The organism is Candidatus Nitrohelix vancouverensis (genome assembly GCA_015698305.1).
GTDB classification, from domain to species: Bacteria; Nitrospinota; Nitrospinia; order Nitrospinales; family VA-1; genus Nitrohelix; species Nitrohelix vancouverensis.
The window spans coordinates 37106-62675 of sequence record CP048620.1 but is presented as its reverse complement, the minus strand read 5'-3'; the positions used below and the strand labels follow the sequence as shown (position 1 = coordinate 62675).

General features: G+C 54.1%; 22 protein-coding genes. 5 read left to right on the top strand and 17 right to left on the bottom strand.

The window, feature by feature from the left end:
- Positions 1-12: 12 nt before the first annotated feature.
- The 7 genes from G3M78_00300 to G3M78_00270 form a co-directional block, all read right to left on the bottom strand.
- Positions 13-444, bottom strand: coding sequence for a chemotaxis protein CheW (locus tag G3M78_00300; protein QPJ63930.1), 432 nt, complete (start codon positions 442-444; stop codon positions 13-15).
- Between the two features lie 2 nt (positions 445-446).
- Positions 447-2786, bottom strand: coding sequence for a histidine kinase (locus G3M78_00295; GenBank protein QPJ63929.1), 2340 nt, complete (start codon positions 2784-2786; stop codon positions 447-449).
- A gap of 304 nt (positions 2787-3090) precedes the next feature.
- Complete coding sequence (locus tag G3M78_00290) at positions 3091-4671, bottom strand: citramalate synthase (GenBank protein ID QPJ63928.1); 1581 nt, start codon at positions 4669-4671, stop codon at positions 3091-3093.
- Positions 4668-5948 carry an aspartate kinase gene (locus tag G3M78_00285; protein ID QPJ63927.1) on the bottom strand — a complete coding sequence of 427 codons (1281 nt, stop codon included), beginning with the start codon at positions 5946-5948 and terminating at the stop codon, positions 4668-4670. Before G3M78_00285 ends, G3M78_00290 begins: the two co-directional genes overlap by 4 nt.
- Positions 5945-7147, bottom strand: coding sequence for a phosphoglycerate mutase (locus tag G3M78_00280; GenBank protein ID QPJ63926.1), 1203 nt, complete (start codon positions 7145-7147; stop codon positions 5945-5947). The genes G3M78_00285 and G3M78_00280 overlap by 4 nt, the downstream gene beginning before the upstream one ends.
- Positions 7148-7264: 117 nt before the next feature.
- The gene (locus tag G3M78_00275) at positions 7265-8845 is read right to left on the bottom strand and encodes a DUF1957 domain-containing protein (protein ID QPJ63925.1); all 1581 of its coding nucleotides are present in this window, start codon (positions 8843-8845) and stop codon (positions 7265-7267) included.
- On the bottom strand, positions 8842-9759 hold the full coding sequence (locus G3M78_00270; protein ID QPJ63924.1) for a DUF4912 domain-containing protein: 918 nt from the start codon (positions 9757-9759) through the stop codon (positions 8842-8844). Before G3M78_00270 ends, G3M78_00275 begins: the two co-directional genes overlap by 4 nt.
- Positions 9760-10128: 369 nt before the next feature.
- Between G3M78_00270 and G3M78_00265 the strand changes: the two genes are divergently transcribed.
- From G3M78_00265 to rfaD, 4 genes are all read left to right on the top strand, one after another.
- On the top strand, positions 10129-11013 hold the full coding sequence (locus G3M78_00265; protein QPJ63923.1) for an MBL fold metallo-hydrolase: 885 nt from the start codon (positions 10129-10131) through the stop codon (positions 11011-11013).
- A 63-nt stretch (positions 11014-11076) separates the two neighbouring features.
- Positions 11077-12363, top strand: a complete 1287-nt coding sequence (locus G3M78_00260) for a DUF898 domain-containing protein (protein ID QPJ63922.1) — start codon at positions 11077-11079, stop codon at positions 12361-12363.
- A 29-nt stretch (positions 12364-12392) separates the two neighbouring features.
- The gene (locus tag G3M78_00255; protein QPJ63921.1) at positions 12393-13586 is read left to right on the top strand and encodes a M48 family metallopeptidase; all 1194 of its coding nucleotides are present in this window, start codon (positions 12393-12395) and stop codon (positions 13584-13586) included.
- The gene (gene rfaD / locus G3M78_00250) at positions 13583-14554 is read left to right on the top strand and encodes an ADP-glyceromanno-heptose 6-epimerase (protein QPJ63920.1); all 972 of its coding nucleotides are present in this window, start codon (positions 13583-13585) and stop codon (positions 14552-14554) included. Before G3M78_00255 ends, rfaD begins: the two co-directional genes overlap by 4 nt.
- Before the next feature lie 21 nt (positions 14555-14575).
- Here rfaD and rfaE1 read toward each other — a convergent pair whose 3' ends face one another.
- From rfaE1 to G3M78_00215, 7 genes are all read right to left on the bottom strand, one after another.
- Positions 14576-16045 carry a D-glycero-beta-D-manno-heptose-7-phosphate kinase gene (rfaE1, locus tag G3M78_00245; GenBank protein QPJ63919.1) on the bottom strand — a complete coding sequence of 490 codons (1470 nt, stop codon included), beginning with the start codon at positions 16043-16045 and terminating at the stop codon, positions 14576-14578.
- A gap of 71 nt (positions 16046-16116) precedes the next feature.
- The gene (gene gmhA, locus G3M78_00240) at positions 16117-16689 is read right to left on the bottom strand and encodes a D-sedoheptulose 7-phosphate isomerase (protein QPJ63918.1); all 573 of its coding nucleotides are present in this window, start codon (positions 16687-16689) and stop codon (positions 16117-16119) included.
- Between the two features lie 18 nt (positions 16690-16707).
- Positions 16708-17400 carry a JAB domain-containing protein gene (locus G3M78_00235; protein QPJ63917.1) on the bottom strand — a complete coding sequence of 231 codons (693 nt, stop codon included), beginning with the start codon at positions 17398-17400 and terminating at the stop codon, positions 16708-16710.
- A gap of 25 nt (positions 17401-17425) precedes the next feature.
- Positions 17426-18361, bottom strand: a complete 936-nt coding sequence (locus G3M78_00230) for an SDR family oxidoreductase (GenBank protein QPJ63916.1) — start codon at positions 18359-18361, stop codon at positions 17426-17428.
- Positions 18362-18371: 10 nt separating this feature from the next.
- The gene (locus G3M78_00225; protein QPJ66713.1) at positions 18372-19328 is read right to left on the bottom strand and encodes a methionyl-tRNA formyltransferase; all 957 of its coding nucleotides are present in this window, start codon (positions 19326-19328) and stop codon (positions 18372-18374) included.
- On the bottom strand, positions 19328-19837 hold the full coding sequence (gene def, locus G3M78_00220) for a peptide deformylase (GenBank protein ID QPJ63915.1): 510 nt from the start codon (positions 19835-19837) through the stop codon (positions 19328-19330). The genes G3M78_00225 and def overlap by 1 nt, the downstream gene beginning before the upstream one ends.
- A 169-nt stretch (positions 19838-20006) precedes the next feature.
- Complete coding sequence (locus G3M78_00215; GenBank protein ID QPJ66712.1) at positions 20007-21113, bottom strand: hypothetical protein; 1107 nt, start codon at positions 21111-21113, stop codon at positions 20007-20009.
- A 999-nt stretch (positions 21114-22112) separates the two neighbouring features.
- Between G3M78_00215 and G3M78_00210 the strand changes: the two genes are divergently transcribed.
- Entirely contained in the window at positions 22113-22769 is a 657-nt protein-coding gene (locus G3M78_00210) for a formylglycine-generating enzyme family protein (GenBank protein QPJ63914.1), read from the top strand.
- Positions 22770-22806: 37 nt separating this feature from the next.
- Here G3M78_00210 and argJ read toward each other — a convergent pair whose 3' ends face one another.
- From argJ to rpsI, 3 genes are all read right to left on the bottom strand, one after another.
- Positions 22807-24015 carry a bifunctional glutamate N-acetyltransferase/amino-acid acetyltransferase ArgJ gene (gene argJ, locus G3M78_00205; GenBank protein QPJ63913.1) on the bottom strand — a complete coding sequence of 403 codons (1209 nt, stop codon included), beginning with the start codon at positions 24013-24015 and terminating at the stop codon, positions 22807-22809.
- A 17-nt stretch (positions 24016-24032) separates the two neighbouring features.
- Complete coding sequence (locus G3M78_00200; protein ID QPJ63912.1) at positions 24033-25070, bottom strand: N-acetyl-gamma-glutamyl-phosphate reductase; 1038 nt, start codon at positions 25068-25070, stop codon at positions 24033-24035.
- Positions 25071-25151: 81 nt separating this feature from the next.
- Positions 25152-25553, bottom strand: coding sequence for a 30S ribosomal protein S9 (gene rpsI, locus G3M78_00195; GenBank protein QPJ63911.1), 402 nt, complete (start codon positions 25551-25553; stop codon positions 25152-25154).
- Between the last annotated feature and the right edge of the window lie 17 nt (positions 25554-25570).

The window sequence follows — 25570 nt, the reverse complement described above, 5'->3', positions numbered from 1 at the left end:
GGATCGCGAAAATCAGGAATCGACCTGAATGGTTTTGATCGTGTCCAGGATGAGAAGCAGGCTTGTGTCGAGTTTGTAGACGCCTCGAACCAGATCCCGGGTGATGCCGGAAATCGTATCCGGCGGGGGTTCATAGGATTCAAGGTTCATTTCCAGCACGTCCCCGATTTCATCCACCAGCAGGCTCACAGCGCCCTCGCTGGTGCGTATCACGACGTTCATTGGCAGTTGTCCTTCCGGTCGGTCCGGCATATTCAGGCGTCGTCGCAGGTCGACGGCGGTGATGATCTGACCTCGTAAATTGATCAGGCCTCTGATGGTTGGCGAAGCCAGCGGAACCGGCGTCATTTCCTGATAGCGGAACACTTCCTGGACTTTCTCCACCTCGACGCCAAAGAAATGATTGTCCAGAAAAAAAGTGCAAAACTGTTTTTCATCCGACATGATCAACTCCCCTCAAGAAGACCGGCGACCGGTTCGTCATTAAAAAAGGTGGGATCGGATTCTTTGATGATGCCTTCGACATCGAGTAAATCCGTTACCTGATTTTGAACGACGACCGTACCCAAAATACCGTGTCGCGCCGTATTTTTTTTGATTTTAATACTTTCATCCACAATGTCGCGAATCTGATCGACGACCAGGCCGACGCTCTTGCCATTGAGGGTGTAGACCACTGCGTGCAGTTCATCGCGCCCGGAAGAAACGGAAGGCGTTCGTCCCAACATGGTGGAAACAAAAATCAAAGGCATGATTTCTCCGCGATATTGGATGACCTCTTGATCGCCGGAGCTTTCAATCTTGTCGCGTCGGAATTCTTCGAGCCGGGCGACGACGGAAAGCGGAATCGCCATGCGTCCCTGTTCACCGACGCCGATAATGAGCAGGGTCTGTCGGTTGCCGTCGGATGTGGATGCGGAATCCTGAGTGGAGCGCATTTTAGCCTGACTCTGGGTGATGACTTTGGCCGCTTGGGCCAGGCCCATCACGTCCAGGATCAGAGCCACGTTGCCGTCTCCCATGATGGTGGTTCCGGAGTAAGCGGGTATGTTCTTGAGTTGCATGCCGAGCGGTTTAACGACAATTTCTTCGGTGTCGTTGATGCCGTCAACCACCAGGCCGAAATGACGTTCGTCGGCTTGCAGAACGACGATATTGATCGCATCCGTATCCAGGGCTGATTCCACCTTCAACTCCTTGTTCAGGTAAACCAGCGGCAGGAGACGTCCTCTCAAACGATAGACGGGTGTGCCCTGAATCATTTCGATGCCCTGAGCTTGTTTGCCATCCAGCCGGAGCAACTCCAATAGATTGACCTGTGGGATCGCATAACGACCGCCGCCTGTGGTTACGATCAAAGCGGGAATGATCGCCAGCGTTAAGGGAATTTTAACTTTTAATGTGGTTCCCTTGGTGTATCGGCTTTGGATATCCACCGTGCCGCCAATTTTCTCGATATTGGTTTTGACGACGTCCATGCCCACGCCGCGCCCGGAGACGTTGGTGACTTTTTCGGCGGTTGAAAATCCTGCCGAGAAAATCAAGTTGGTCACTTCGCGATCGCTCATTCGCGACGCTTGCTCGGTGGTGATCAAGCCTTTGCTGATGGCTTTTTCCTTGATCTTGTCCGGGTTGATTCCGCCGCCGTCGTCAATGATCTCGATGTTGACCTGACCGCCTTCATGGAAGGCTTTCAACAAAAGGACGCCTTCTTCGGGCTTGCCGCGCTCGGCGCGTACTTCCGGCGTTTCGATGCCATGGTCGACGGAGTTGCGCACGATATGAGTGAGCGGGTCCTTGATCGCTTCGATGAGAGTTTTATCCAGTTCAGTTTCCTTGCCTTCCATTTCAAGCCGCACTTGTTTGCCGCAGGCGATGGAAAGATCGCGCACCACGCGAGGGTATTTGCTCCAGATATTGCCGATCGGTTGCATGCGGGTCTTCATAACCCCTTCCTGCAATTCGGTGGTGACAAGATTCAAATGTTGCGTGGTGGTCAGAAAATTGGAATCGCGGGCCGCCGGAGCGTATTGCAAAATCTGGTTGCGCGCAAGCACCAGTTCGCCGACAAGATTCATCAGGGTGTCGAGCAGGCTCACGTCAACTCTAATGCTACTGTCGCTGACGCCGCCGCCGGAGCGTTGCGGAGCTTCCTGCTGTCTGCGATCGGTTTCTTCCCGACGTTCGCCGTGGGCGGTGAGGAATTCTTCCTCTTTGCCCTTGTCCCCTGTGCGACGGTCTGTATCGCGCTTTTCCTCTTCAGGCGTCGCTTCCGGGGCGCTTTCAACCGCTTCTACCGAAGCGACAGCTTCTTCCGCCACTGCAGGAGTTTCTTCGCTGGGGGCTTCAGCGACAGCCGTTTCTTCTGAAGCGGCTTCTGCAGGAGCGTCCTGCACGTCTTCTTCATTGAGCAGGCGCGTCAGGGTTTCAACCAGCTTTGAATAATCGACGGAGCCTTCATTACGATCATTTTCCAGACAACCCAGAATCTGGCGGATTGCGTCGACCATGGACAGCAAGGCGCTGGTGATCGCCGGATTGAGGGCGATCGCGCCGTCGCGGAGCTTGCTCAATAAATTTTCGCCGACATGTGCGATCGATTCCAGTTTTGAAAAGCCCAGAAATCCGCAGGTGCCTTTGATGGTGTGTATGGTCCTGAAAATACTGGCAAGAATGCTGGTCTCGGTGGGGTTTTTTTCCAATTCCACGAGGTCCAGATCGAGCTGGTCCAGGTTTTCATAACTTTCGACCAGAAATTCGCTGATGATGGCGTCCATCTCATCCATGGGTTGCGCTCCCTTGAGTGTTCGAAATGGCGAAACAATCCGTATAATAAGTTTATATATACACAGCTTAAGTAAAAATGAATTTAAAAGCAATAATTAAAAAATCATTTTATTCGGAATCCTGTATATCTTTAAAAACAAGGTGTTTGAGTATTTCAGTGGGGTGAGCGGAAACTGGAAGGGGGGCTATGACGAACAAACGGCAAGCTGAAAGTTTGCCGCTTGTTTGTGCATATTATAAAAAATCATTGATTTTGTTGAATGGAAATTCGAGAAGGTCGCCTGAAAAAGAGGCTGGAAGAGCTCACTCTTCGGAACCTTGCCGGAATCCGTTCAATTTGTATTCAACGCTGTCGATCAGGGCCTGCCAGCTGGCTTCGATGATGTTTTCAGACACGCCCACCGTCCCCCATTTGCGCTGGTGGTCTCCCGATTCCACGAGAACGCGGATGCGAGCCTGGGTGCCCTTGTTTTCATCGAGAATGCGGACCTTGTAATCGAAGAGATTGACTTCCTCGAGTTCCGGGTAAAAACGCCCGAGCGCTTTTTTGATGGCTTTGTCCAGGGCATTCACCGGGCCGATGCCTTCGGCGGCGGTGACTTCCATCACCCCGTTGACGCGGATTTTAACCGTCGCTTCGGTGATGGGCGCCTCGTCTTCCTGGCGTTTTTCGACGATCACCCGGAAGCCGATGAAGTCGAAAAAGATTTTCTTTTCGCCGATGGCGTTGCGCATGAGCAGTTCAAAAGACGCTTCGGCGCCTTCATATTGATAGCCCAACTGCTCCGAAGCCTTGAGGATTTCCAGGGTTTCTTTGATCTTTGGATCGTTGTCGTTGATATCGATGCCGAATTCTTTTGCCTTGAAGATCACATTGCTCTTGCCGGACAGATCGGAGATGAGGATGCGTTGCGTATTGCCAACGGCCTCCGGCACGATATGCTCATAGGTTTCGCGGTTTTTCTGCACCGCGCTGACATGGATGCCGCCTTTATGCGCGAAGGCGCTTTTGCCGACGAAGGGCTGTCGATTCCAGTGGGATTTATTCGCCAGCTCATCGACGAAGGCGGAAACGTTTTTCAATTGTTTGACTTGTTCGTCGTCGACGCAGTCGTAACCCATTTTCAGTTTCAGGTTGGCGATGATGGAAATCAGATTGGCGTTGCCGCATCGTTCGCCAAAGCCGTTGATGGTTCCCTGTACATGCGTCGCCCCCGCTCTGACTCCCGCAAGAGCGTTGGCCACCGCCAGTTCCGAGTCGTTGTGGGTGTGCACGCCCAGAGGCGTTTGAATCTGTTTTTTAACCTCTGTGACAATCGCCGCGACTTCCGTTGGCAGAGAACCGCCGTTGGTGTCGCAGAGGACGATGCGGTCCGCGCCAGCCGCTTCCGCTTCCTTGATCGCTTTCAAGGCGTAGTCGCGGTTGCGTTTGTAGCCGTCGAAGAAATGCTCGGCGTCGAACAGCACGCAGGGGCAATTTTTCTTGAGAAACTGAAGACTCTCAAAAATCATTTTGAGGTTTTGATCCAGCGTCGTGGACAGGGCCGCTTCGACATGGAGGTCCCAGGTCTTTCCAAAAATGGTGATCACTTCGGTTTCAGACTCGAGCAGTTGCTTGAGATTGGCGTCGGTCTCGACGGTCTTGTCGGGATGACGGGTGGCGCCGAAGGCCGTGATTTTCGAGTTGGAAAATCGGGCGCGCTTGATCTTTTTAAAAAAATCGATGTCGCGCGGGTTGGAGCCGGGCCAGCCCCCCTCGATAAAGTGGACTCCCAACTCGTCGAGTCGATGAGCGATACGAATCTTGTCTTCAACCGTGAAGGAAATGTCTTCGGATTGAGAACCGTCTCGTAATGTGGTGTCGTAGATTTCGATTGAAGTCATTTTGCTTTTTTGCTCGATTTCTTTTGCGCTTTTTTAGCGGTCGCCGCGCTTTGAGGGTTGACGTCCATTTCAAACGCTTCGTGTAATTTCTGGACCGCCAGCTTGCTGTGTTTTTGTTCGATGATACAAGAGACCTTGATCTCCGAAGTGCTGATCATCAAAATATTTATTTTCTCTCTGGACAGAGTGTCGAACATCTTGGCGGCAACGCCGGAATGACTTCTCATGCCGGCGCCGACGATGGATACTTTGGAAATCCTTCGATTCGCGTCGATGTTTTCAAAGCCAACGGAATCTTTGATCTTGTCGACGATTTCTATGGCTTCTTCGCAATCGCTGGAAGCGACCGTGAAGGAGATGTCGGTGAAGCCTTCGCGGCTGATGTTCTGAATAATCATGTCGACGGACAGAGCCGCATCGCCCAGAGCATTGAAGATTTCCGCCGCGATGCCCGGCTTGTCCTTGACTCCCTTGATGGTGATTTTGGCCTGCTTGTCGTCGCGCATGACGCCGGAGACGATTGGTTGCTCCATGTCTGAATTCTCCTTGCAAATGAGCGTGCCCGTTGCGTTATCGTTGAAAGACGATTTAACGACCATGGGCATGTTGTATTTTTTCGCAAATTCGACGCATCGGATTTGCAGGACCTTGGCGCCAAGGCTTGCCATTTCGAGCATTTCATCGAACGAAACAACGTCCAGTTTGCGCGCGTTGGGAACCACGTTGGGGTCCGTTGTGTAGACGCCGTCCACGTCGGTTAGGATTTCGCATTGCTTCGCTTTCAACGCCACTGCGAGGGCGACGGCGGACGTGTCGGAGCCGCCGCGGCCCAGCGTCGTTACGTTGCCGCAGTCGCTGATGCCTTGAAATCCCGCGACCACCAATACTTTGCCCTCCTTCATGTACTTCTTCGCCAGCGTGACGTCGATACCCGTGATGCGCGCCTTGGTGTGCGCGGCGTCGGTTTGCATGCCGATCTGGCGTCCGGTCAGGGCGATCGCGGGACAGCCCAGAGCGTGCAGGGCCATCGAAAGCAGGGCGCTGGAAATGCGTTCGCCCGAAGACAGGAGCAGGTCGATTTCGCGACGCTCCGGTTTGTCGGTGAGGGTTCCAGCCATCGACAGGAGCTTATCGGTTTCTCCCGCCATGGCGGAAACCACGACGACCAGGTCGACCCCCTGCTTGTGCACGCGATTGATTTTTTCCGCAACCGCTTTGATGCGCTCCAGCGTTCCGACGGAGGTGCCGCCGTATTTTTGTACGATGATTTCGTTCATGCCGGACCTCCCAGCATCGCAGTGATGAAATCCGGGCCGTTTTCATACGCTCCGGATTTTTTAGTCGCGATACTCTCATCGAAATCCTGAGCCGATTCCAGCCCGTCCACCGCAGGGTAGACGACGAAGGGAGTCGGTTCTTTTCCATAACGCATGTTCACCACCGACGCGCTGTGGTTGATTGCGACCAGCAGGCGCGCGTCGCCGCGTTGTTCGGCGGCTTGCGCGAGCGGGCCGACCAGTTCGGAATCGAAATCTTCAATCGCGAGTATCTTTTCGTCGATCATCCCTCGTAAAGAAGGCAGTTCGGCTCCGGTCGCGTGGACGTAAACGACGTCGTAACGGTCCAGCGCATCGAGAGCGGCGTCTGCGAGTTCTTTGTAGCCGGTCTCGGTTTGAATGCGCTCCTCATCGAGCGGGTCCACGTCCATGCCCGCAGACCGGGCCATCCCTTGAAGGAGCAGGTCGGGGGATATCACCAGCGCCTTGCGCCCGAACGATTTTTCAAAATTGGGTAAATCCTGCGCGACGCCGGTTCCCCAGAGCCACACGCTGTTGACCATGTCCAGCTTTTTCTGGCGTCGGCTTTGGTTGAAAGGATGATTGTGCAAAATGATCTGGGCCTGATTCATGATGAAGGCAAGGTCTTTGGTTTCTTTCTCCGCCGGTAAAAATTTACGAATCCCTTCGCCGATCAATTCATAGGGAGATTCCAGCGGCGCGGTGATAGTGGCGTTTTTCAACACCATCAGGTTGCGGAAGCCGCGCCCGGGGTGGAAGCTGGCGTCGATATCGTAAATATTTTTCCCCAGCGCTTCGAGCAGTTCTTTGGATTGCGCGCTGTCCAGTTCGCCTGCGGTGAAATCTTTCATCACCATATCGTTGTGGCTGGATTGCAGGATGATGAAGTCACAGCACAAGGGGGTTTCTCCCTTGCCCGTGTCAATGCCCAGGGCGCGCGCGATATAGTGGGCGGAGCCGGTCTGGTATTGCTCCGGCGCGAAACCCAGCAGGGACGTGTAGGAAACGTCGTTGCCGGCGGTCATGTCTTCCGGAACGGCGCGGAGACTGCCGCAGGAGCCGTTGCGGGCGAGGCCGTCCAGGTTGGGAATGTCTGCCAGTTGTAAGGGGGTGCGATTGTCCCGTTCTGCGACGGGTTGGTCGGTCAACCCGTTGCCAACGATGATGATGTATTTCATAAATGTTAAAAAGGAAAATTCGGTCTGAGATTAAAAGTATGAATTATATATGATTTCGCCTCAAATTCCACAGCCAATCCGGCGATCCGCCGATTCCGGGTATGGGAATCCGGGTAGTTATTGATACAAGCGGTAGTCAATATGGGGGAAAAGAGTGTCGACGCTTTCCAGCTCTTTGATCCAGGCGTCTTCCAGAGCGTTATCTATAATCTGATGATAGAGGCGGGTGAATCGATTCAGATGAATTTTAATTTGAGCCTCGGCGAACTGCACCGAGGTCTTCGCCGTCATGATGAAGGGCCAGTCGCTGGATTGCGCCAGAATGAGTTCCCGCGCGGCTTGATTCAGTGCGCGGCCTTGCAGTCCTTCGGCCTGTGGATAACTTCGGGCGAGTTGCGTCATTCGCTCGGCGGCCTTGTGCAGATGTGGGTAAATCCAGTCGTTTGTCTCGTTGATCCAGTAGGCGAAATTGCCGTCCGCGCCCCAGGACGAGGCGGCGGCCTGCGCGCTCTGTTGTTTCGGAAAGGCGTCCAGATATTTCGCCGGTGAAATGAGTTGATAGGATTGCTGGTCGTACGCGGTTTTGCGAACCAGAAAGTCCAGCCATTGCGGCCCCTCAAACCACCAGTGACCGAACAACTCGGCATCGTAGGGGGCTGTGATGATGGGAGGACGCCCCATTTGCTCCGCCAGATATTCGACCTGTCGTTCGCGGTTGAACATGAAATTTCCAGCGTGGTCAGCCGCCCTTTGGCGCGCGATCTCAGGCTGGTAGGCTTCCTTGTGATCTCCTGGACCGGTGATGCGGTGATATTTGAAGCCCGTCATTTTGCGGTCTCCCGTCGCGGACAGGTAGGGTTTGATGTAGTCGTAATCAAGATCGAAGCCGATGTCGCGGTAAAATTCCCGATAAAAATAATCTCCAGGATAGCCTTCCTTGGAACTCCATACCTGGCGGGAGGATTCGGCGTCGCGCGGAAAAGCGGCGACTCCATTCGGGCAATAGATGGGGGCAAAAGCGCCGTGGGCCGGACGCGGAACGGCGTTCAACACGCCGTGCGATTCCAGAATGAAGTAGCGAATTCCCGCTTCTTTGAGGAAGTTTTCGATGCCGGGCACATAGGCGCATTCGGGTAGCCACATTCCGGGCGGGGGACTCCCGAACAGGTCTTCAAACAAACGAGTCGCCGATTGCACCTGCGCTCGAATGGAAGAGGGAGTGGACGTCATGAAGGGTAGAAACCCATGCGCTCCGGCGCAGGTGATGAGTTCGACGCCTCCGGCGTCTTTCAATTGTCTGAAGGCGTCGATCAGACGATAGCTCCGTGTGTCGGCGAACAGTTCGCGCGCATGTTCCAGGCGGGAATGGTACATGGAAGCGACGCGAAAAAATTCAGTCTGGTCGCGCGTGCGATCCAGCTCCTTGCAGGACAGTTCGATGGCTCGGTCGAGGTAACGCCGGTAACGTCCCTGCAACAAGGGGTCGTCCAGCATGGCGAGGAGAGGAGGGGAGATGGAGAGCGTGATGGCGTGCGGCACGCCGTCTCTCACCCAGCCTTCCATGAACTGAATCAAGGGAATGTAGGTTTCGGTCAGGGCCTCAAAAAACCAGTCTTCTTCGAGGAATTCTTCGTGCTCCGGGCGCCGGACGAAAGGCAAATGCGCATGCAATACAATGGCGAGGTATCCGCGTGTCATGAATGGGTCGGGGCTTTCGAGCGATCGGCAGGACTTGAACTGGATGAAGGATTGTCCATATAACTCGAACCCGGTTGCGGGTTTTTTCCGGAGCGAATTTCCTGCTCGGTGAGTTTGGAGCCGGTGGACGCCTGAAACAGTTCCCAGAAAGCGCGGTCGCTCTTCTCCCATTCCATATCGCGCGAGGAGGACGGGGTCGTGGGAATCAGGGGGACGGCTTGCGCGCTTGAGATGGTTTTGAATTGTCCCTGAGGTCCTGCAAGGCCAATATCAATTTTCCAGGTCCGCCCGGCAGGTTCCAGGTCGAGATACCATTTGCGCGCTTCCGGAAATATGTTGAATCGCTTCTCTTCGCCTTCATGGGCTTGAGCGCGGAGCGTCCATTGCAATTGCTCCCAGTCCAGATTCATTTCCTTTTGAGCTTGTTGGACGGAGGCTTCCTGCAGTTCCCAGAAGCAGAAAATTCGGGTATCGGAAATTGGAAGCGCGGTGATTTTATGGTCTCCATAGCCGTCGGGCAGTTCCGGGGTTTTTGATTCGACTGGCGAGTCCTTTACGAGAGGCGAATGGTTTGATTTTTGAACTTTTGCGCCCGAAGTTTTCCGATGTCTGCTTGCGGGGTTTGCCGGTTTTGTTTGTGCGGGCCGCGCAGCGGAGTCGGGTGAAACATTGCCTTTAGAACCCTGATGCGCGCGAGCGCTGTCGCCTCTGGGTTTGCGTTTTCGTGCGCGTTTATTTTTGAAAGGTTTGTCCGCTTCTTTGGGCCTGGGGCGCGCTGGTTTCTGCGCGATGGATTTTTTCAGCAGAGAGACGAGCTTCTGTTTCTCATCTTCAGGATTCATGCTGATTTTAAGGAGGCGACCCATTTTCAGGAGTTCCTCTTTGTTCATGGCTTCTAAATTAATCACGGACATAGCGCGGTTCCAGTTCTTAGAATTCTTGTTGGTTTGATGCAGGCGGCGCCGGAAAATGATTTGAGGTTGGTCTCTCAACTTCCGGCCAATGTATTCTTGAGTAGATTTGACTATATCACTTTTTACGTCCTTTAGGGAGGCGCGGCTGGGCGCAAGCGGGTGATTGTAATTCCCTTCAGCGTTATGAGAAGCTTTGAAAGATTATATTTTGTTCAAGGTAAATCTGTGTGAGTTATTGAAAACAAAGGAAATAGTGTAGACGCACCTATGGTTTCTATGTTAGTGTTTTAAGATTGTTTTTTGGTTTTTTATCTACAAACCAATATTGCCATGCTCTTTATTTGCCATATAGTTCAAAGGGGCGACTGAATGTACGAAATTAATACTATTTGTGAAAACGATGCGCCTTTGCCGTTGACCACGGATGGACGCCTTCGCGTGGTGTTCATTGGAACGGGGTCGGCGTTTGCGAAGCGCCGTCGGCAGTCAAATATTCTCATCATTCAGGGCGACCACCATGTGCTGGTCGATTGTGGGACCCAAGGCCCTCTGGCATTGACGGACATCGGCCTCTCTGTTCTGAAGGTGCGTTGCTACCTGCCGACTCACAGCCATGCCGACCATATCGGCGGTCTTGAAGAAGTCGCGTTGATGAACCGCTACACGCCGAACAGCACGAAGCCGCAAATGATTATTTTGCGCGATTATCAGGACAGTCTCTGGAGTAAGAGTCTGTCTGGCGGCACTGAATTTTGCGAAGCGAATCAGGGACGACCCCTGCAGTTGGCCGATTTTTTTGACATTCTTCGACCGAAAAGCATTCAGATTGAGGGGCGAAAATTCTGGTCCTACAATCATGGCCCGATCGAAATCGACATCATGAGGACCCGACATTTTCCCGACACCGCAATCAGCGTTGACGAGTCGCAATGGTGTTCGGGCATCATGATCAACAAGCGCGTCTGGATTTCCGGCGACACCATGTTCGACGCCGACTACCCGATCCGGTTTTCTGATATGGCTGAACTCATGTTTCATGACTGCCAGTTGTTCTTCGGCGGCGTCCACGCTTCCTATCAGGAATTGATGACTTTGCCCGCGCATATCCGCAAGAAAATGTTTCTCTATCATTATGGCGACAACTGGGACCGGCCGGAAACCTGGGTCGGCGATACGGATGACTTCACGGGAATTCCTGAGAATGACGGGTTCCTGGGCTGGACGGAGCAACAAAAGGCCTACGATTTTTTTTAGATCCTGCCGCGTCTGCATGACAACATTATTGGCAGGTCGCTCATTACTCTGGATTCAAGTTCCATGAGCTATCAAATCACTCTCAATGCCTGGTCGGGCGGGAACAAAACGGTCGCTCTGGGCGCTATTGAGAAGGTCTTTCGTCTCAGCCGAGCGCAGAGCGATTCCGTTTTTGAACAACTCCTGGATGGCCGGCCCTGGCGTTTCACCTACCCGATCCCGGATCAGCAGGCCGATCAGGCTTTGAGCTATCTGGAGGGTTTGGGATTCAAAATTGATCTCGAACCGATGCTTCCCGAATCTCTTTCGGTCGCTCCTCCTGAGCGCGAAGAAGCAAGCGTTTTTCATAGCGAACCTGAAGTCGAAGAAATTCCAGCGCTTCGCGAGTCGGCTCCTGCAAGGCAGTCAGACTTACCAGAGGGCATCGCCTTTACGGGAACCGGCGGCGGGCTGTTTTCCCTGTTCCTGCGGAATTTTGTTTTTGGTATTTTGACGCTGGGAATCTACCAGTTCTGGGGCAAAACCCAGGTGCGCCGCTATCTCTGGGATCATTTATCGTTTCGGCAGGATGCCTTGCGTTATCACGGAACGGGCGGAGAACTCCTGCGCGGCGCCTTGATTTATTTTTCCCCCTTGCTTCTGCTGATTGCGGTTGCATCTTTCAGCGATGTGCTATGGGGACTGGAGGAAGAGCTGTATCTCTTCCTCAACAACCTGATTTCTTTTTTAGTTCTGTTAGCCATTCCGGCGTTCATGGTGGGGGCCCGAAAATACCGCTTGTCGCGCACATCGTGGCGGGGCATTCGCTTTTCTTTTCAGGGAACCCGAGGCCAGGGGGTTGAACTTTATTTTAAAGGCTATTTTTTGAGCGTGATCACGCTGGGATTTTACTGGCCCTATTTTGTCAATCGTCGAGAAAATTTCTGGCGTTCCAATAGCTCCTTTGGCGATCAAACTTTCGCCTACGATGGAGTGGGAAAGGAATTGACCAAGGCTTATTTGATCAATGGACTTTTGATCCTGCCCACCCTGGGTTTCAGCATGTTCTGGCTCAACGCCCGACTCAGCCGTTATTTCTGGGAGCGCACGAGTTTTGGTCAGGCTTCATTTTCCTATGCGGTGACCGGCAAGGACTTGATGATTCTGAACCTTGGCAATGCTCTCTTATTGATTTTCTCTCTGGGCCTTGCCTTTCCATGGGTGACGGCGAGAAAAATGAAGTTCATGGCCGATCGGCTTCAAGTTCACGGCGCAGGCGATCTGGATCATGTGGTGCAACGCATGACAGAGACCGGCGCTTTGGGAGACGCGGCGGTGGATGCGATGGACGTCTCGATGGACATCGGTTGACTTGCAGTCTCTCCCGGTTGTAGACCGCTATGAACGATTCCCAGAGCGCTGATTTTTCCTCCTCTTATTTTGACGGACTGAGCGCGCGCAAACAACGCGTCAAGGTGTCCGTTTTCACCACGAAATTACTGCTGACGTTTTCTGATGGGCGCGCGATCGACTGGCCCTATGTCGAGTTGCGTTCGGCGCTGGGACCGGCGGATGCAGAGGGAACCTTGCGTCTGGAGCGCGTGAAAGAGGGACGACCTGCGCCGGAGACTCTGATCATCGACGAGCCTCGTCTGTTTCGACAAATAGAGCAGGCGGCCCCAGCTGAATTGACGCGACCTTTTCATGGTAGCAAGTCGTTTAAAAAGATCACGATCCTTGCGGGTCTGCTCTTGCTCCCGATCACCCTGTATTTGCTGTGGACGCAATTCATTCCGGCGGCGTCGGAGCGCTTCGCAAGTTCCGTTCCGGTCGAATGGGAAACGCGACTGGGGGAAGCGGCGCTCAATTCGTTCAGCGTGTCGGAGCGCGTGATGAACGCGCCGCAAACGCAAGGCGCTCTGGAAGCGGTCGCCGTTCGCCTGACGGCATCGGTTCCCGATTATCCTTATCCCATGCGCATTTATATTCTCGATGATCCGCAGGTGAATGCTTTTGCACTGCCCGGCGGGCATATCGTTTTTTATCGCGGTCTACTGCAATCGGCGGCGTCCGCGGATGAAATCGCGGGCGTGATGGCGCATGAAATTCAGCACGTCTTGCAACGCCACGCCACCCGGGGTATCATTCGCAGTCTCACGTCCTTTCTTACGTTTTATTTTTTGATTGGAGACGTCAACGGCGCCATGCAGACGGCGCTCGATATCGCGCAAAATCTGGAACGCCTTTCCTTCAGCCGGGAAATGGAGGACGAGGCGGATCGCTTGGGAATGGCAATGATCCTGCGCGCGGGCGTTCCGCCGCAAGGGATGGTCCGCATGTATAAAAAACTGGGAGAGCATGCGCTGGGCGAAGCTCCAGTGAGCGATGACGACGCGACCTCGTCTGGAGTGTTCGACTATTTTTCGACGCATCCGCAAACCGGGGCCAGAGTCGAGACTTTGCAAAAGCTGGCGGAGGAACATGCGAATCCCCCTTACTCGCCGATATTGCCTGGAGTGGATTGGAACAAAATGGTGGAGCGCGAACTGAGGGACGATAAAGATATTTTGAATGAGGGAGGCATTGCAACGTGATTATAGTGACCGGCTCCGCCGGGTTTATTGGATCGGCGATCGTTCATTCCCTGAACGTGAGGGGAACGGACGATATATTACTGGTCGATCGGTTGGATCATCCGGAAAAGGAAAAAAACGTCGCGGCTTTAAAGTATCGCGAAATGCAGAGTCCAGAAGCGTTTCTGGAGAATGTCAGAAAGCGTTCTCTGCCGAAGCCTGAGGCGATCATTCACATGGGCGCTTGTTCTTCCACGACGGAAACCAACGAAGCGTTTTTGAGAGAGAATAATTTTGAGTACACGCGTTATCTGGCGGAATACGCTTTGGAGAAGGGCGTGCGTTTTATCTACGCTTCCAGCGCCGCGACCTATGGCGACGGATCGCAGGGCTACGCCGATGACGAGCAAGGTCTGGACGCCCTGCAACCCTTGAACCTGTACGGTCACAGCAAGCATCAGTTCGATGTGTGGGCGCGTCGCGAAGGCGTTCTCAATCGTCTGGTCGGCCTGAAATATTTCAACGTCTACGGCCCGAACGAATTTCACAAGGGCGACATGCAGAGCATGGTGCGCAAGGGATATTATCAGGTGAAAGAAACGGGGAAATTCAAGTTGTTCAAATCCTACCGTGAAGAATATGCGGATGGCGGGCAGGAGCGCGATTTCATCTATGTCGCGGACGCGGTGGACATGACTCTGTTTTTTCTGGATAACAAGGACGCGGGCGGTTTGTTCAACGTGGGTTCCGGCGTCGCTCGAAACTGGAACGATATGGCGCGCTCGGTGTTTTCCGCGCTCGATATGCCGGTGGCGATTGAATACATCGAGATGCCGGAATCGATTCGCAACCAGTACCAGTACCACACGCAGGCGCCGATGGAGAAGATTCGTAATGCGGGTTATTCCGCGCGCCTGATGTCGCTGGAGGATGGAGTGATCGACTATGTGCAGTCGTATTTATTGCCGGGCCGACGCTTGGGGGACTGAGACGCCCGGAAATTCGAGCGCTTAGTTTTCGCGGTGGTTCTGCAGGATTTTTTCGATGGAATTGGTCGTCGAATGGCCTTTGACGATCGGAATCAATTCGACCCGAGCGCCATAACCTTCCACGATTTCCCGGCCGACGACTTCGCTGATTTTATAATCATCGCCTTTCACCAACACGTCGGGGCGTATCATTCGAATCAGATTTTCCGGCGTGCTTTCGTCGAAGATGGTGATGAAATCCACGTACTTGATCGCGGATAAAATATCGGCGCGTTCCGCCTGATTCTTGATCGGTCGACCCTCGCCCTTCAAGGCGCGGATCGACGAGTCGCTGTTCAGGCCGATGATCAAAATATCTCCAAGCGCCTTGGAGCGTTGCAGAAGTTCAATGTGTCCGCCGTGGATGAGGTCGAAGCAACCGTTGGTGAAGACGATGGTCTTGCCGGCGCTTTTGCCCAGGCTGACGATTTTCTGCAACTCTTCAAGATTCAGCGTCGTGTGCGAGGTGCGTAACATTTCTTCCTGAATGAAGGCTCTGATTTCGTCGAGCGTGACCACGGCGGTGCCAACCTTTTCGACCACGGCGCCTGCGGCCATGTTGGACAACCAGGCCGACTCTGAAAATTCAAATCCGGCGAAGGCCATCATTCCAAACACGCTGACGACAGTGTCCCCGGCGCCGGTCACATCCGCGACTTCCCGCGCCTTGGTTGCAATTTGCAGGGGTTTTTCCTTGTTTTTGTAAAGCGTCATGCCGTCTTTACCGCGCGTGATCAGCAGGGCTTCCGATTTGGTCAAGCCCATCAGGTATTCTGCGGCGCGATCCAGATCGAGTTGATTGTTGATCTTGATCGGCGTGGCCTGCTCCACTTCCTTGAGGTTTGGAGTCAGTACGGTGGCGCCTTTGTAAAGTGAAAAGTCCGCGCTTTTCGGGTCGACGATCACCTGTTTTTTGCTTTGCTGGGCGCGATGAATGAGCGCGCGCAACACTTTTTCCGTCAGAATGCCTTTGCGATAATCCGAGCAGATGATGCCGTCCACGTTGGGGATGGCGGTTTGAATGAATTTCAGGATTTTGTTTTCCGTCTCTTCGGTGATCGGGCGGTTGTCTTCCTTGTCGACGCGCAAAATTTGCTGATTGTGCGCGATGATGCGAATCTTGGAAGTGGTGGGGCGATGCACAAAGCGGAAAATCCCGTCGGTGTTGATGCCGCGATCTTGAATCGCCTGCAGTAAGCGGTCGCCTTTTTCATCATGCCCGATGGCGCCGATGAGCGTCACGTCGCAACCCAGCGCGACCAGGTTGTTCGCGACGTTTGCAGCGCCGCCAAGCGACATGTTTTCCGCCCGGGTTTCCAGAACCGGAACCGGAGCCTCCGGGGAGATGCGGTTGATGGCGCCCCAGATGTATTCATCCAGAATCAGATCCCCGATCACCAGAACTTTGGGCGAGGTTCCATTTTCAAAAAATTGTTTGAATTTACTTTTCATGGGAAGCCGTGAACGTTGCAAGAAATTTTATGGAAACATCGCCACGCTGGTAGGTAGCGAAGCGGCGCGTGTCATTCAGCGCCGAACATTTCCTGTTCGATGATTTCGCAGACGATATGACCGATGGTGATATGGACTTCCTGAATGCGAGCCGTGTCGTTCGAAGGAACGATGATCGGCAGGTCGACGACATCTTTCATCTTGCCGCCCTGATTGCCGATGAAGCCGATGGTGTAAATACCCATCTCGCGCGCCAGTAACAAAGCCTGAACGACGTTTTCAGAGTTGCCGCTGGTGCTGATCCCGATCAGAACGTCGCCTGATTTTCCGAGCGCTTCAACCTGCCGGGAAAAAATGGTTTCGAATCCAAAATCATTGCCCAGCGCGGTGAGCGACGAGGTGTCGACGGTCAGAGCCATGGCGGCGAGGGCCTTGCGGTTTTGTTTGAAGCGACCGGTCAGTTCTGCGGCGATGTGCTGGCAATCTGCGGCGCTGCCGCCGTTGCCCGCCAGCATCAATTTTCCGCCTTTGCGGATGCTTTCCAGCGATTGATTGGCGGCCTGGAGAATTTGTTCCGACAAGGTTTCAGCCACTTTATATTTAAGGTCGGCGCTGGCGTTTAGAAAATTTTTGACTCGTTCCATGGGAAAGTTGGGTGAAGATTAAAGAAGTCCCTGCTCGGCAAAACTGTAGTAGTCTGCTCCGCCAATTATAATATGGTCGAGCAGTTTAATGCCAATGATTTCTCCGGATTTTTGCAATCGGTGCGTGATCTCCAGGTCGTGCTGGCTGGGGCTCGGATCTCCGCTGGGGTGGTTGTGCAGAAGCACCAGCGACGAGGCGGATTCCTTGATCGCGCTGATCATGACTTCGCGTGGGTGCACGATGCTGGCGTTGAGACTGCCTTCGGAAACATTGAGGTCGCGTATCACCTGCAATTTGGAATCGAGCAGGACGACTTTCACGATCTCCTTTTTCAGGTTGCGCATGAAAGGCGCGTATTGATGGACGAAATCTTCAGCGCAACCCAGTTTGATTTTTACGCCGCACCGTTGCGCGGCCATGCGCTTGCCAATTTCCAGAGCCGCCTTGATCTGCGCGGCCTTGGCGTCGCCAATGCCCTTGATGGCGCACAGTTCGGAAATGGAAGCGCGATCCAGGCTGTAAAAGTCTCCGAATTTTGCGAGCAGGTCGCGACCCAGGTCGACGGCGCTTTTCTTTGTCTGCGGGTCGCCGGAGCCGATGATGATGCCGATGAGTTGCGCGTCGGAAAGAACGGAGCCGCCGTATTTGATGAGCCGCTCTCTGGGGCGTTCGTCTTCGGGCCAGTGTTTGATCGAAGTGTCTTTATCCATGGATGACTCGCCGACGCCGGGCGCTTCAGGTTTTCAGCTGATTTTTGAAATAATCCATCGTCTCTTTCAAACCCTGATCCAGACCGACCATGGGAATCCAGCCCAGCTTTTTCTTGGCCCGGTCGATATTGGGTTGTCGCACCTGCGGGTCGTCCGTCGGGAGCGGTTCGTAAATCAATTTTCCGGGGCCGCCCAGTTCCTTGAGGATTTTCTCCGCCATGTCCTTGATGGTCATTTCAACCGGGTTACCGATGTTGACCGGCTCGTTCAATTCGGACATCAATAATTTGAAGATGCCTTTGACCAGATCCGAAACGTAACAGAAACTGCGGGTCTGACTGCCGTCGCCGTATATCGTCAAGTCTTCTCCGGTCAATGCCTGGCGGATGAAGTTCGGAATGGCGCGACCGTCGCGCAAGCGCATGCGCGGCCCGTAGGTGTTGAAGATGCGCACGATTTTCGCATCGACGCCATGCACGCGGTGATAGGCCATGGTGATGGCTTCGGCGAAACGTTTGGCTTCGTCGTAGACGCCGCGCGGCCCGACCGGGTTCACGTTGCCCCAGTACGATTCTTCCTGTGGATGCACGAGCGGGTCGCCGTAAATTTCGGAAGTGGACGCGAGCAGAAAGGTCGCTCGTTTCTTCTTCGCCAGCCCCAGCGTGTTGTGCGTGCCGAGCGAACCGACTTTGAGCGTTTGAATGGGAAGCTCCAGATAGTCGATGGGGCTTGCAGGCGATGCAAAATGCAAAATGTAATCGAGTTCGCCGTCGACGCGAATGTATTCGGTGACGTTGTGTTCGACGAATTGAAACTTGTTGCTGTCGATATGAGCGATGTTGTCTTTGGAACCCGTCGCCAGATTGTCCATACAAATCACTTCGTGGCCCTGGCCGAGCAGGTAGTCGCATAAATGCGAACCGAGAAAACCCGCGCCGCCCGTTACTAGAGTTCTTGGCATGTCATGTCCTTTAACGTTCGTTGGATGTCGCCGGTTCCATCGTGAAGGCGTCGCCCGGCGCAACGGAATTGCCCGCCAGAAAACTTTTCACCGGCAATCGTTTCTTGCCTTCAGGTTGCAATTCGGTGATGAGGACGCGCCCGTCCGTCGTGCCCACTTCAATGCCCGCGCCGGAAACGCGAACCACGCGACCCGGCTCCTCTCCCGCTTCGCCCGAAGTCGACTCGGCTTTGCAAATGCGCAAGCGCCGCCCCTTGAGAAAACTGTAGGCGCCAGGCCAGGGATGCACGCCGCGTATGCGGTTCCACACCGCGCGCGCCGGATGATTCCAGTCGATCAGGCCGTCTTCTTTTTTCAACTTCGATGCGTAAGTGACTTGCGATTCGTCCTGCGCGATGGGCGTCAAGGTTCCCGCCTCCAGTTTCGCCAGGGTTTCCAGCGTCAGGGGAGCGCCCGCTTCTGCGAGCGCGTCGTGCAAGGTTTGCGCGTCGTCTTCATCACGGATCGGCAGTTTGTGCGTCAGTAGAATATCGCCCGCGTCGAGTTTGTGAACCAGCTTCATCGTGGTCACCCCCGTTTCCGCTTCGCCATCGATGATCGCCCAGTTGATCGGCGCCGCGCCGCGATATTTCGGAAGTAATGAGGAATGCACGTTCATGCAGAAATGTTTGGGGATGTCGAGAAGCTCCTGGCTCAGGATCTGCCCGTAAGCCACGACGACGATGAGATCAGGATTCAGGTCTTTCAGCGTCGCGATGAATTGCGGGTCGCGCGCCTTCTCCGGTTGCAGAACTTTCAAGCCATGCTTTTCCGCGCAGACTTTCACCGCAGGCGCCGTCATGGACTGCCCGCGTCCCTTCGGTCGATCCGGTTGCGTCACCACCGCGAGGATGCAATGCTCCGACGCCACCAAGGCTTCCAGAGTCGGAACGGCGAACTCCGGCGAGCCCATGAAAACCAGATTCATCATCGATTCTCTTTTAACTTTTTCTTGAACTTGCGCTTGAGCATGTCGCGCCGGGTCTTGCCCAGATTGTCCCAGAACAGGGAACCGTTGAGATGTTCCATTTCATGTTGAATGGCCCGCGCCATGAAACCCTCCGCCTCGATGCGGATTTCTTTCTGATCGAGATCGTAACCTTTCAGTTCCACATGCGAACTGCGCATGACGCTGGCGAACAGATCGGGAATGCTAAGACACCCCTCCTCGCCTTCCAGCATGTCGCCGGAGACGATGATCGTCGGGTTGATGATGATTTTGGGATCGGGCTTGTCCGACTCCGCGCCCATGTCGATCACGAACAGGCTTGAGGGAAGGCCCACCTGATTCGCCGCCAGACCCACGCCCGGCGCGTCGTACATCGTCTCGATCATATCCTGGGTGAACTCCGCCAGCTCGCCGTCGATGTTTTCGACCTGTGCCGCCTTTTTCCGGAGCACCGGATCGAGCGCATTGTAAATTCTTAAAATTGCCATAACCGCCGTAATTATGAAGTTGAATTATATTGGGAAAGAAACGCAGAAGCCCATCGCGCCGCTCTATTGACAGGTCATTTTCCTATAAGAGGATTTTAATATAGAACGCGACAAAAGTCATCGCAAAGCTGGAGAGAATTAAGCGCGGGGCGGAAACGAAGCGAAAATATTATTCCATTTTGCCAGCCAGAGTTTTGAGGCGTTCTAACACCCCGGCGTCATATATGGCTAAATCCCAATTACGAGCTTTGAGAATTTCGTCATGTGAGAAATTAGCCGTTCTAAGATCGGCGCGCCTCAGATCGGCTTCCCAGAGAGAGGCTCCTATGAGATCGGCTTCCCTGAGAGAGGCTCCCATGAGATCGGCTCTAAAGAGATCGGTTCCCCTGAGATTAGCTACTCTTAGATCGGCTCTCCTTAGATCGGCTGTTATGAGAATGGCTTCTATGAGGTCGGCTTCAAATAGTTTTGCACTTCTAAGATTTGCCTCTTCAAGATTAGCTGCAAATAGGTGAGCATTTTTGAGATTTGCTCCTTCGAGATCAGCTCCTTTGAGGTCTGCTCCTTCTAAAAATGCTCCCGGCTCAATCGTGTAGCCATTGACAATCCGAGGGGTTTTGTCCTTACTTTTTTTAGTTTGTTCGGGCTCGGCTGGGGCGATGTACTGGTTCAAATGCTGATAGGCCTTGCAGGCGTCTTCATTCCCAAAGTCGCGTTTCCCTTCCTTGATAAAGGGATACATGAAAACGGGTTTGTGGCGCCAGCGGTTGAAAAAATTACTCCAGCGTTGGTGCAAATCGTTCTCCAGAGCCTCGTCGGTTTCAGGATGTTCTGTTTCGCCATTGTCGGAGGATTTGGACGCGCTTAAAGCCTTCTGGCGTTCGGACTCTTTTTGTACGTCGGACAAGATCAAGTCGCCATTGCTATCGAATTTATAATCAATCTTATTCCATGTCAGGATGTTGTTTTTCGTGTCGTTAAGACGATAGGTCTCCCAGGCGGCCAATAAAAACAAATCAGGTGTGGTTAGAGCTTCGGCGAATTTTTCATCACGCGTATGCACGGCGATCCACTTCGCCAGCCCGGTGTCGGTGGTTTCAGGTCCGTTTTTCATTTTTTCCGTGAGAGTTTTTAAAAAGAGGAAATCGTTGAGAGCGCGTTTTATGGCGCGTTGCGTTTCGTACTCCGCGCCGAGGAGAATGGCTTGAACGTCCTCGCTGATTTGCCCGTTTGCGCCAGAATTTTCTTTTAATAGACCGTTCAAAAATTGTTCCATATTGCCTGTGGCGACTTGCGGAATTTTAACGTGGACCTGAAAAATTTTCTCCAGATAGCGCCCGGCTTCAAAGCCTTGTCGATCTTTATGTTCAGCCTCGACGGCGCTGCGCACTTGCTGAATGTCCATTCCGAGAAAGAAGACGCAACCGGGAATGTCGAGAAACAGTTTGATCGCCTCGAATGTTTGCAGGATGCGTCCGGGCGGACAACGATCGAGATCGTCGATAAAGATGACAAAGGCTCCTGCAGAATCGTCGTCCGCATCTGTCTCTGGATTCTTTGCGCAATAGGATTGAATCAGCATTTTCGTCAGGTCCGTGAATTCGTCTATAAATTCAGCCACCTTGGCAACACGCAAATCGTTTTTGATGTTACTGATGTCTATTTTGAATACTTTATTGATAAAGGCGAAAGCGATCCGTTTCCTGTCGAAATTATTATTGATCTTTTCCCGAAAATTGGAATCCTGCTTCATTTCCTTGAACAAAACTGATATCAGCGCCGCGAGCAAGGAGTCGGAGTTGGAATATTTCCAGGCGTTGAACCAGAAAGTTTTGCAACGACGCTGAGGGCCGTCCGCTTTCTTATCTTTTGTTTTATTTATTTCTTGCGTCGCTTGATCCAGTATGTCCTGCGTCATGCGCATGAGCGAGGTCTTGCCCGTTCCCCAGGCGCCGTCGATGGCGACGGCGAAAGGCGTGCCGTTCTGTTTGTTAAGCGCCATCGTCGCGAGGGTCTCGGCGAAAGGGCGGAACTGGAAGGCGTCGTCGCCGTCTTCCAGAGAGCCGACGGGGTTGTCGGCCAGAATGAAGCAGTTTGCAGGTTCTGTCATATCATTTCTCTTGGGCGACATGGTTGATTCCCCGCGTCGTCGTTTTATAATGAACGGATTCTTTGGACCTGTAGAGCGTGAATTGGCTTGTCCGAATATTGCCATGTTTGCTCCCTTGCGTCAATCGGCTTGAAGGGTCTTCAATTGGTTTTTCCGGAGCCTTGTATGCGGTGGATTTTCATAATTTTATTTCTGGCGTTGCTGGCGCCTGTCGGCGCGATGGGACAGGGCGCACCGGATATGGCGTTGGTTAAAGGGGCTGAGCTGACGATCAACAAAAGCGGAACGCGGGTGACGCGCAAGGTCGCGCCGTTTTTCATCGACCGTTATGAAGTGACGCAGGAGGATTACGAGGCGCAGGTCGGACGCAACCCGGCGTTCTTCAAGGGGCCGCGACGCCCGGTCGAGAAAGTGACCTGGGCGGAGGCGCGGGATTATTGCCGCGCATTGGGTAAAGTATTGCCGACGGAATGGCAATGGGAACTGGCGGCGCGGGCGGGATCGCAAACTCTTTTTTTCTGGGGCGATGATTGGGACGGGCGCTATGCCTGGGGCAAGGAGAATGCGGACAAGAAGACGCATCCGGTCGCTTCGGCGCGTCCCAACGCTTTGGGTTTATACGATATGCTGGGCAACGTCGGCGAGTGGATGGCGGACGATCATGAACTGGCGGGCAAGGTGATTCGCGGCGGATCCTGGCGCAACGGGCCGCGCGGCTTGGAGACGGCGCATCGGATCATGGAGGCGCCGCGCAGGAAATTTCATTACGTCGGTTTTCGTTGCGCGAAACCAGCGACGCAAGCGGAGCCTGCGCGAAATTGAACTGAACGGGGCGACGCGCGCCCCGGAATTTTTTGAATCAGGTGGTGTATTCGGCGTTGATGCGGACGTAGTCGTAGGAAAAATCGCAGGTGTAGACGTCCACCGTATGCGATCCGCGGGCCATGTTGAATTCGATGAGGATTTCTTTCGATTTCATTTTCTTGGCGAGCTGGGCTTGCGACGTTGTTTTCACCGGGGCGCCGTTGCGAAAGAGCGGGGCGCCGTTCAGCGATATTTCGATTTCGTCCGGGTCGAAGGGCGCGCCGGAATAACCTGCGGCGGCCAGTATTCGGCCCCAGTTGGGGTCTTCTCCAAACAGCGCGGTTTTGACCAGCGGCGATTTGGCGATGGCGTTGGCGACCTGGTGCGCGGCCTTTTCCGACTTGCCGCCGGAGACGCGGATGGTCGCCAGTTTGGTCGCGCCTTCGCCGTCCTGCACGATCTGCAGGGCGAGGCTTTTGCACACTTCCGTGAGGGCTTCGACAAAGGCCGGGTAGCCCGCTGAAGAAGCGGTCAGTTCTTTATTGCCCGCCAGCCCGTTGGCCATGACGAGAACGCAGTCGTTGGTGCTGGTGTCGCCGTCGACGGTGATGCGGTTGAATGTTTTGTTCACCGCTTCGGTCAGCGCGGTCTTCAGCGCGATGGGGCGAATGGCGATGTCGGTCACGACGAAGCCGAGCATGGTGGCCATGTTCGGATGGATCATGCCGGAGCCTTTGGAAATGCCGCCGATAGAGATCGTTCGCTTGAACAGATTGAATTGAGTGGAAGCCATTTTCGGTTGCAGGTCGGTCGTCATGATGGCTTTGGCGGCGTTCTTCCATCCCTTTTCCGAGAGCGCGTTTTTCAACTGCGGCGCGCCCTGTTCGATTTTTTCAACGGGGAGCGGAACGCCGATGATGCCGGTGGAGGCCACCAGCGTTTCTTTGGGAGAAATGTTCAGTTCGCTGGCGACGGCCCTCGCCATGGCGCGGCAGTCTTTGGCGCCCTGATCGCCGGTGCAGGCGTTGGCGTTGCCGCTGTTGACGACGATGGCGCGAAAGGGTCGGCGTCGGGCCAGCGCGCGTTGACAATGGGTGACGCAGGGCGCGGCGACGCGGTTGGTGGTGAACACGCCCGCGCCTGATGCGGGAACGTCGGACACGATCAACGCGAGATCGAGATTTTTATTGGCTTTGATGCCGCAAGCGATGCCAGCGGTCTTGAAGCCGGGAACAGAAGGCAACTTCCCTTTGATCAATTTCATTGCTTGGTTCTTTTTCTTTATGGATAGATGGGAGCGAAGTCGATACCGGCTTTTTCGTTCAGTCCCAGCATGATGTTCATATTTTGTACGGCCTGACCCGACGCGCCCTTGATGAGGTTGTCGATGGCCGAGGTGATAATCAGTCGTTGATTGCGCTCGTCGACATGCAGGCCGACGTCGCAGAAATTGGATCCTGAGACAAAGCGCGTTCCGGCGTAGGCTCCCGGCGGGAGAACGCGAACGAACGGCTCGTCTTGATAAAACTTTGCGTAATGCGCCTGCGCTTCCGCTTGCGTGGTCTTGCGCTTCAAGGGCGCATAAATCGTGCTCAGGATGCCGCGCGTCATGGGCATCAGGTGTGGCGTGAAGGTGACGCCGATCTCGCGCCCCACCAGCGCTGAAATTTCCTGTTCAATCTCCGGCGTGTGTCGATGATTGGGCGCGGCGTAAGCGGAGATGCCTTCGTTGACTTCCGCGAATTGCGTGGTCTGCGAAGCCTTGCGTCCCGCTCCGGACGCTCCGGACTTGGAATCGGAGATGATCGCGCTTTCGTCGATCCAGCCTTTGCCGAGCAGAGGCGCCAGCCCCAAAATGACGCTGGTCGGGTAACAGCCCGGGTTGGCCAGCAGTTTCGCGGTTTTGATGGATTCGCGATACAGTTCGGGCAGTCCGTAGACGGCTTCCTTCAACAATTCGGGATGCACATGCGGGGTCTTGTACCAGGTTTCGAAAACGGCGGGGTCTTTCAGTCGAAAGTCTGCGCTCAAATCCACGAGTCGGCAGTTCCCGGAAAGAAAACCGGGAGCCTTGTCCATCGCCGCCGTGTGCGGCAGAGCCAGGAAGAGAATGTCCAGTCCCCTGGCGGTGTCGGCGCTCAAGGGTTCGAGCGTGATGTCGACGAAGCCGCGAAGCGAAGGAAAGACCTCGTCGATGCGCTGACCCTGATAGGTTTCAGAGGTCAGTCGGACGATGTCTACGTCGGGATGTCGTGATAGTATTCGCAGGAGTTCCACACCGGTGTAACCGGTGGCCCCTGCAACGCCGATTTTATACATAATTGTTCCGCGATTGGGTGCAGGAAAAAACAAGCTTGGGCGCGCGAGGCGCCCAATGGAGTAACGCCGCTGCGGCCTGGATTAACGCTTGGAAAACTGGAAGTGTTTTCTTGCGCCAGGTTGACCGTATTTTTTACGTTCCACTTTTCTGGAGTCGCGCGTCAGAAAGCCTGCGCGTTTCAGAGTGGGGCGAAGGTTGGGGTCGTATTCGATGAGGGCGCGAGCAATGCCAAGACGAACCGCGCCGGATTGACCGGACAGGCCGCCGCCGCATACGCGGGCTTTAATGTCGTAGGAGGCGCCGGTGTTAGCGGCTTCCAGGGGTTGCCGTACAATGGCTTCCAGGGATTCGCGTTTGAAATACTCGTTCAAGGTTCTACCGTTCACGGTGATAGAGCCATCGCCTGCTTGAATCCATACTTTAGCGATCGCTTCTTTTCGTTTTCCTGTCGCGTAAAAACGGTCTACATATTCATCGGTCATTCGGAATGCTCCTGGCT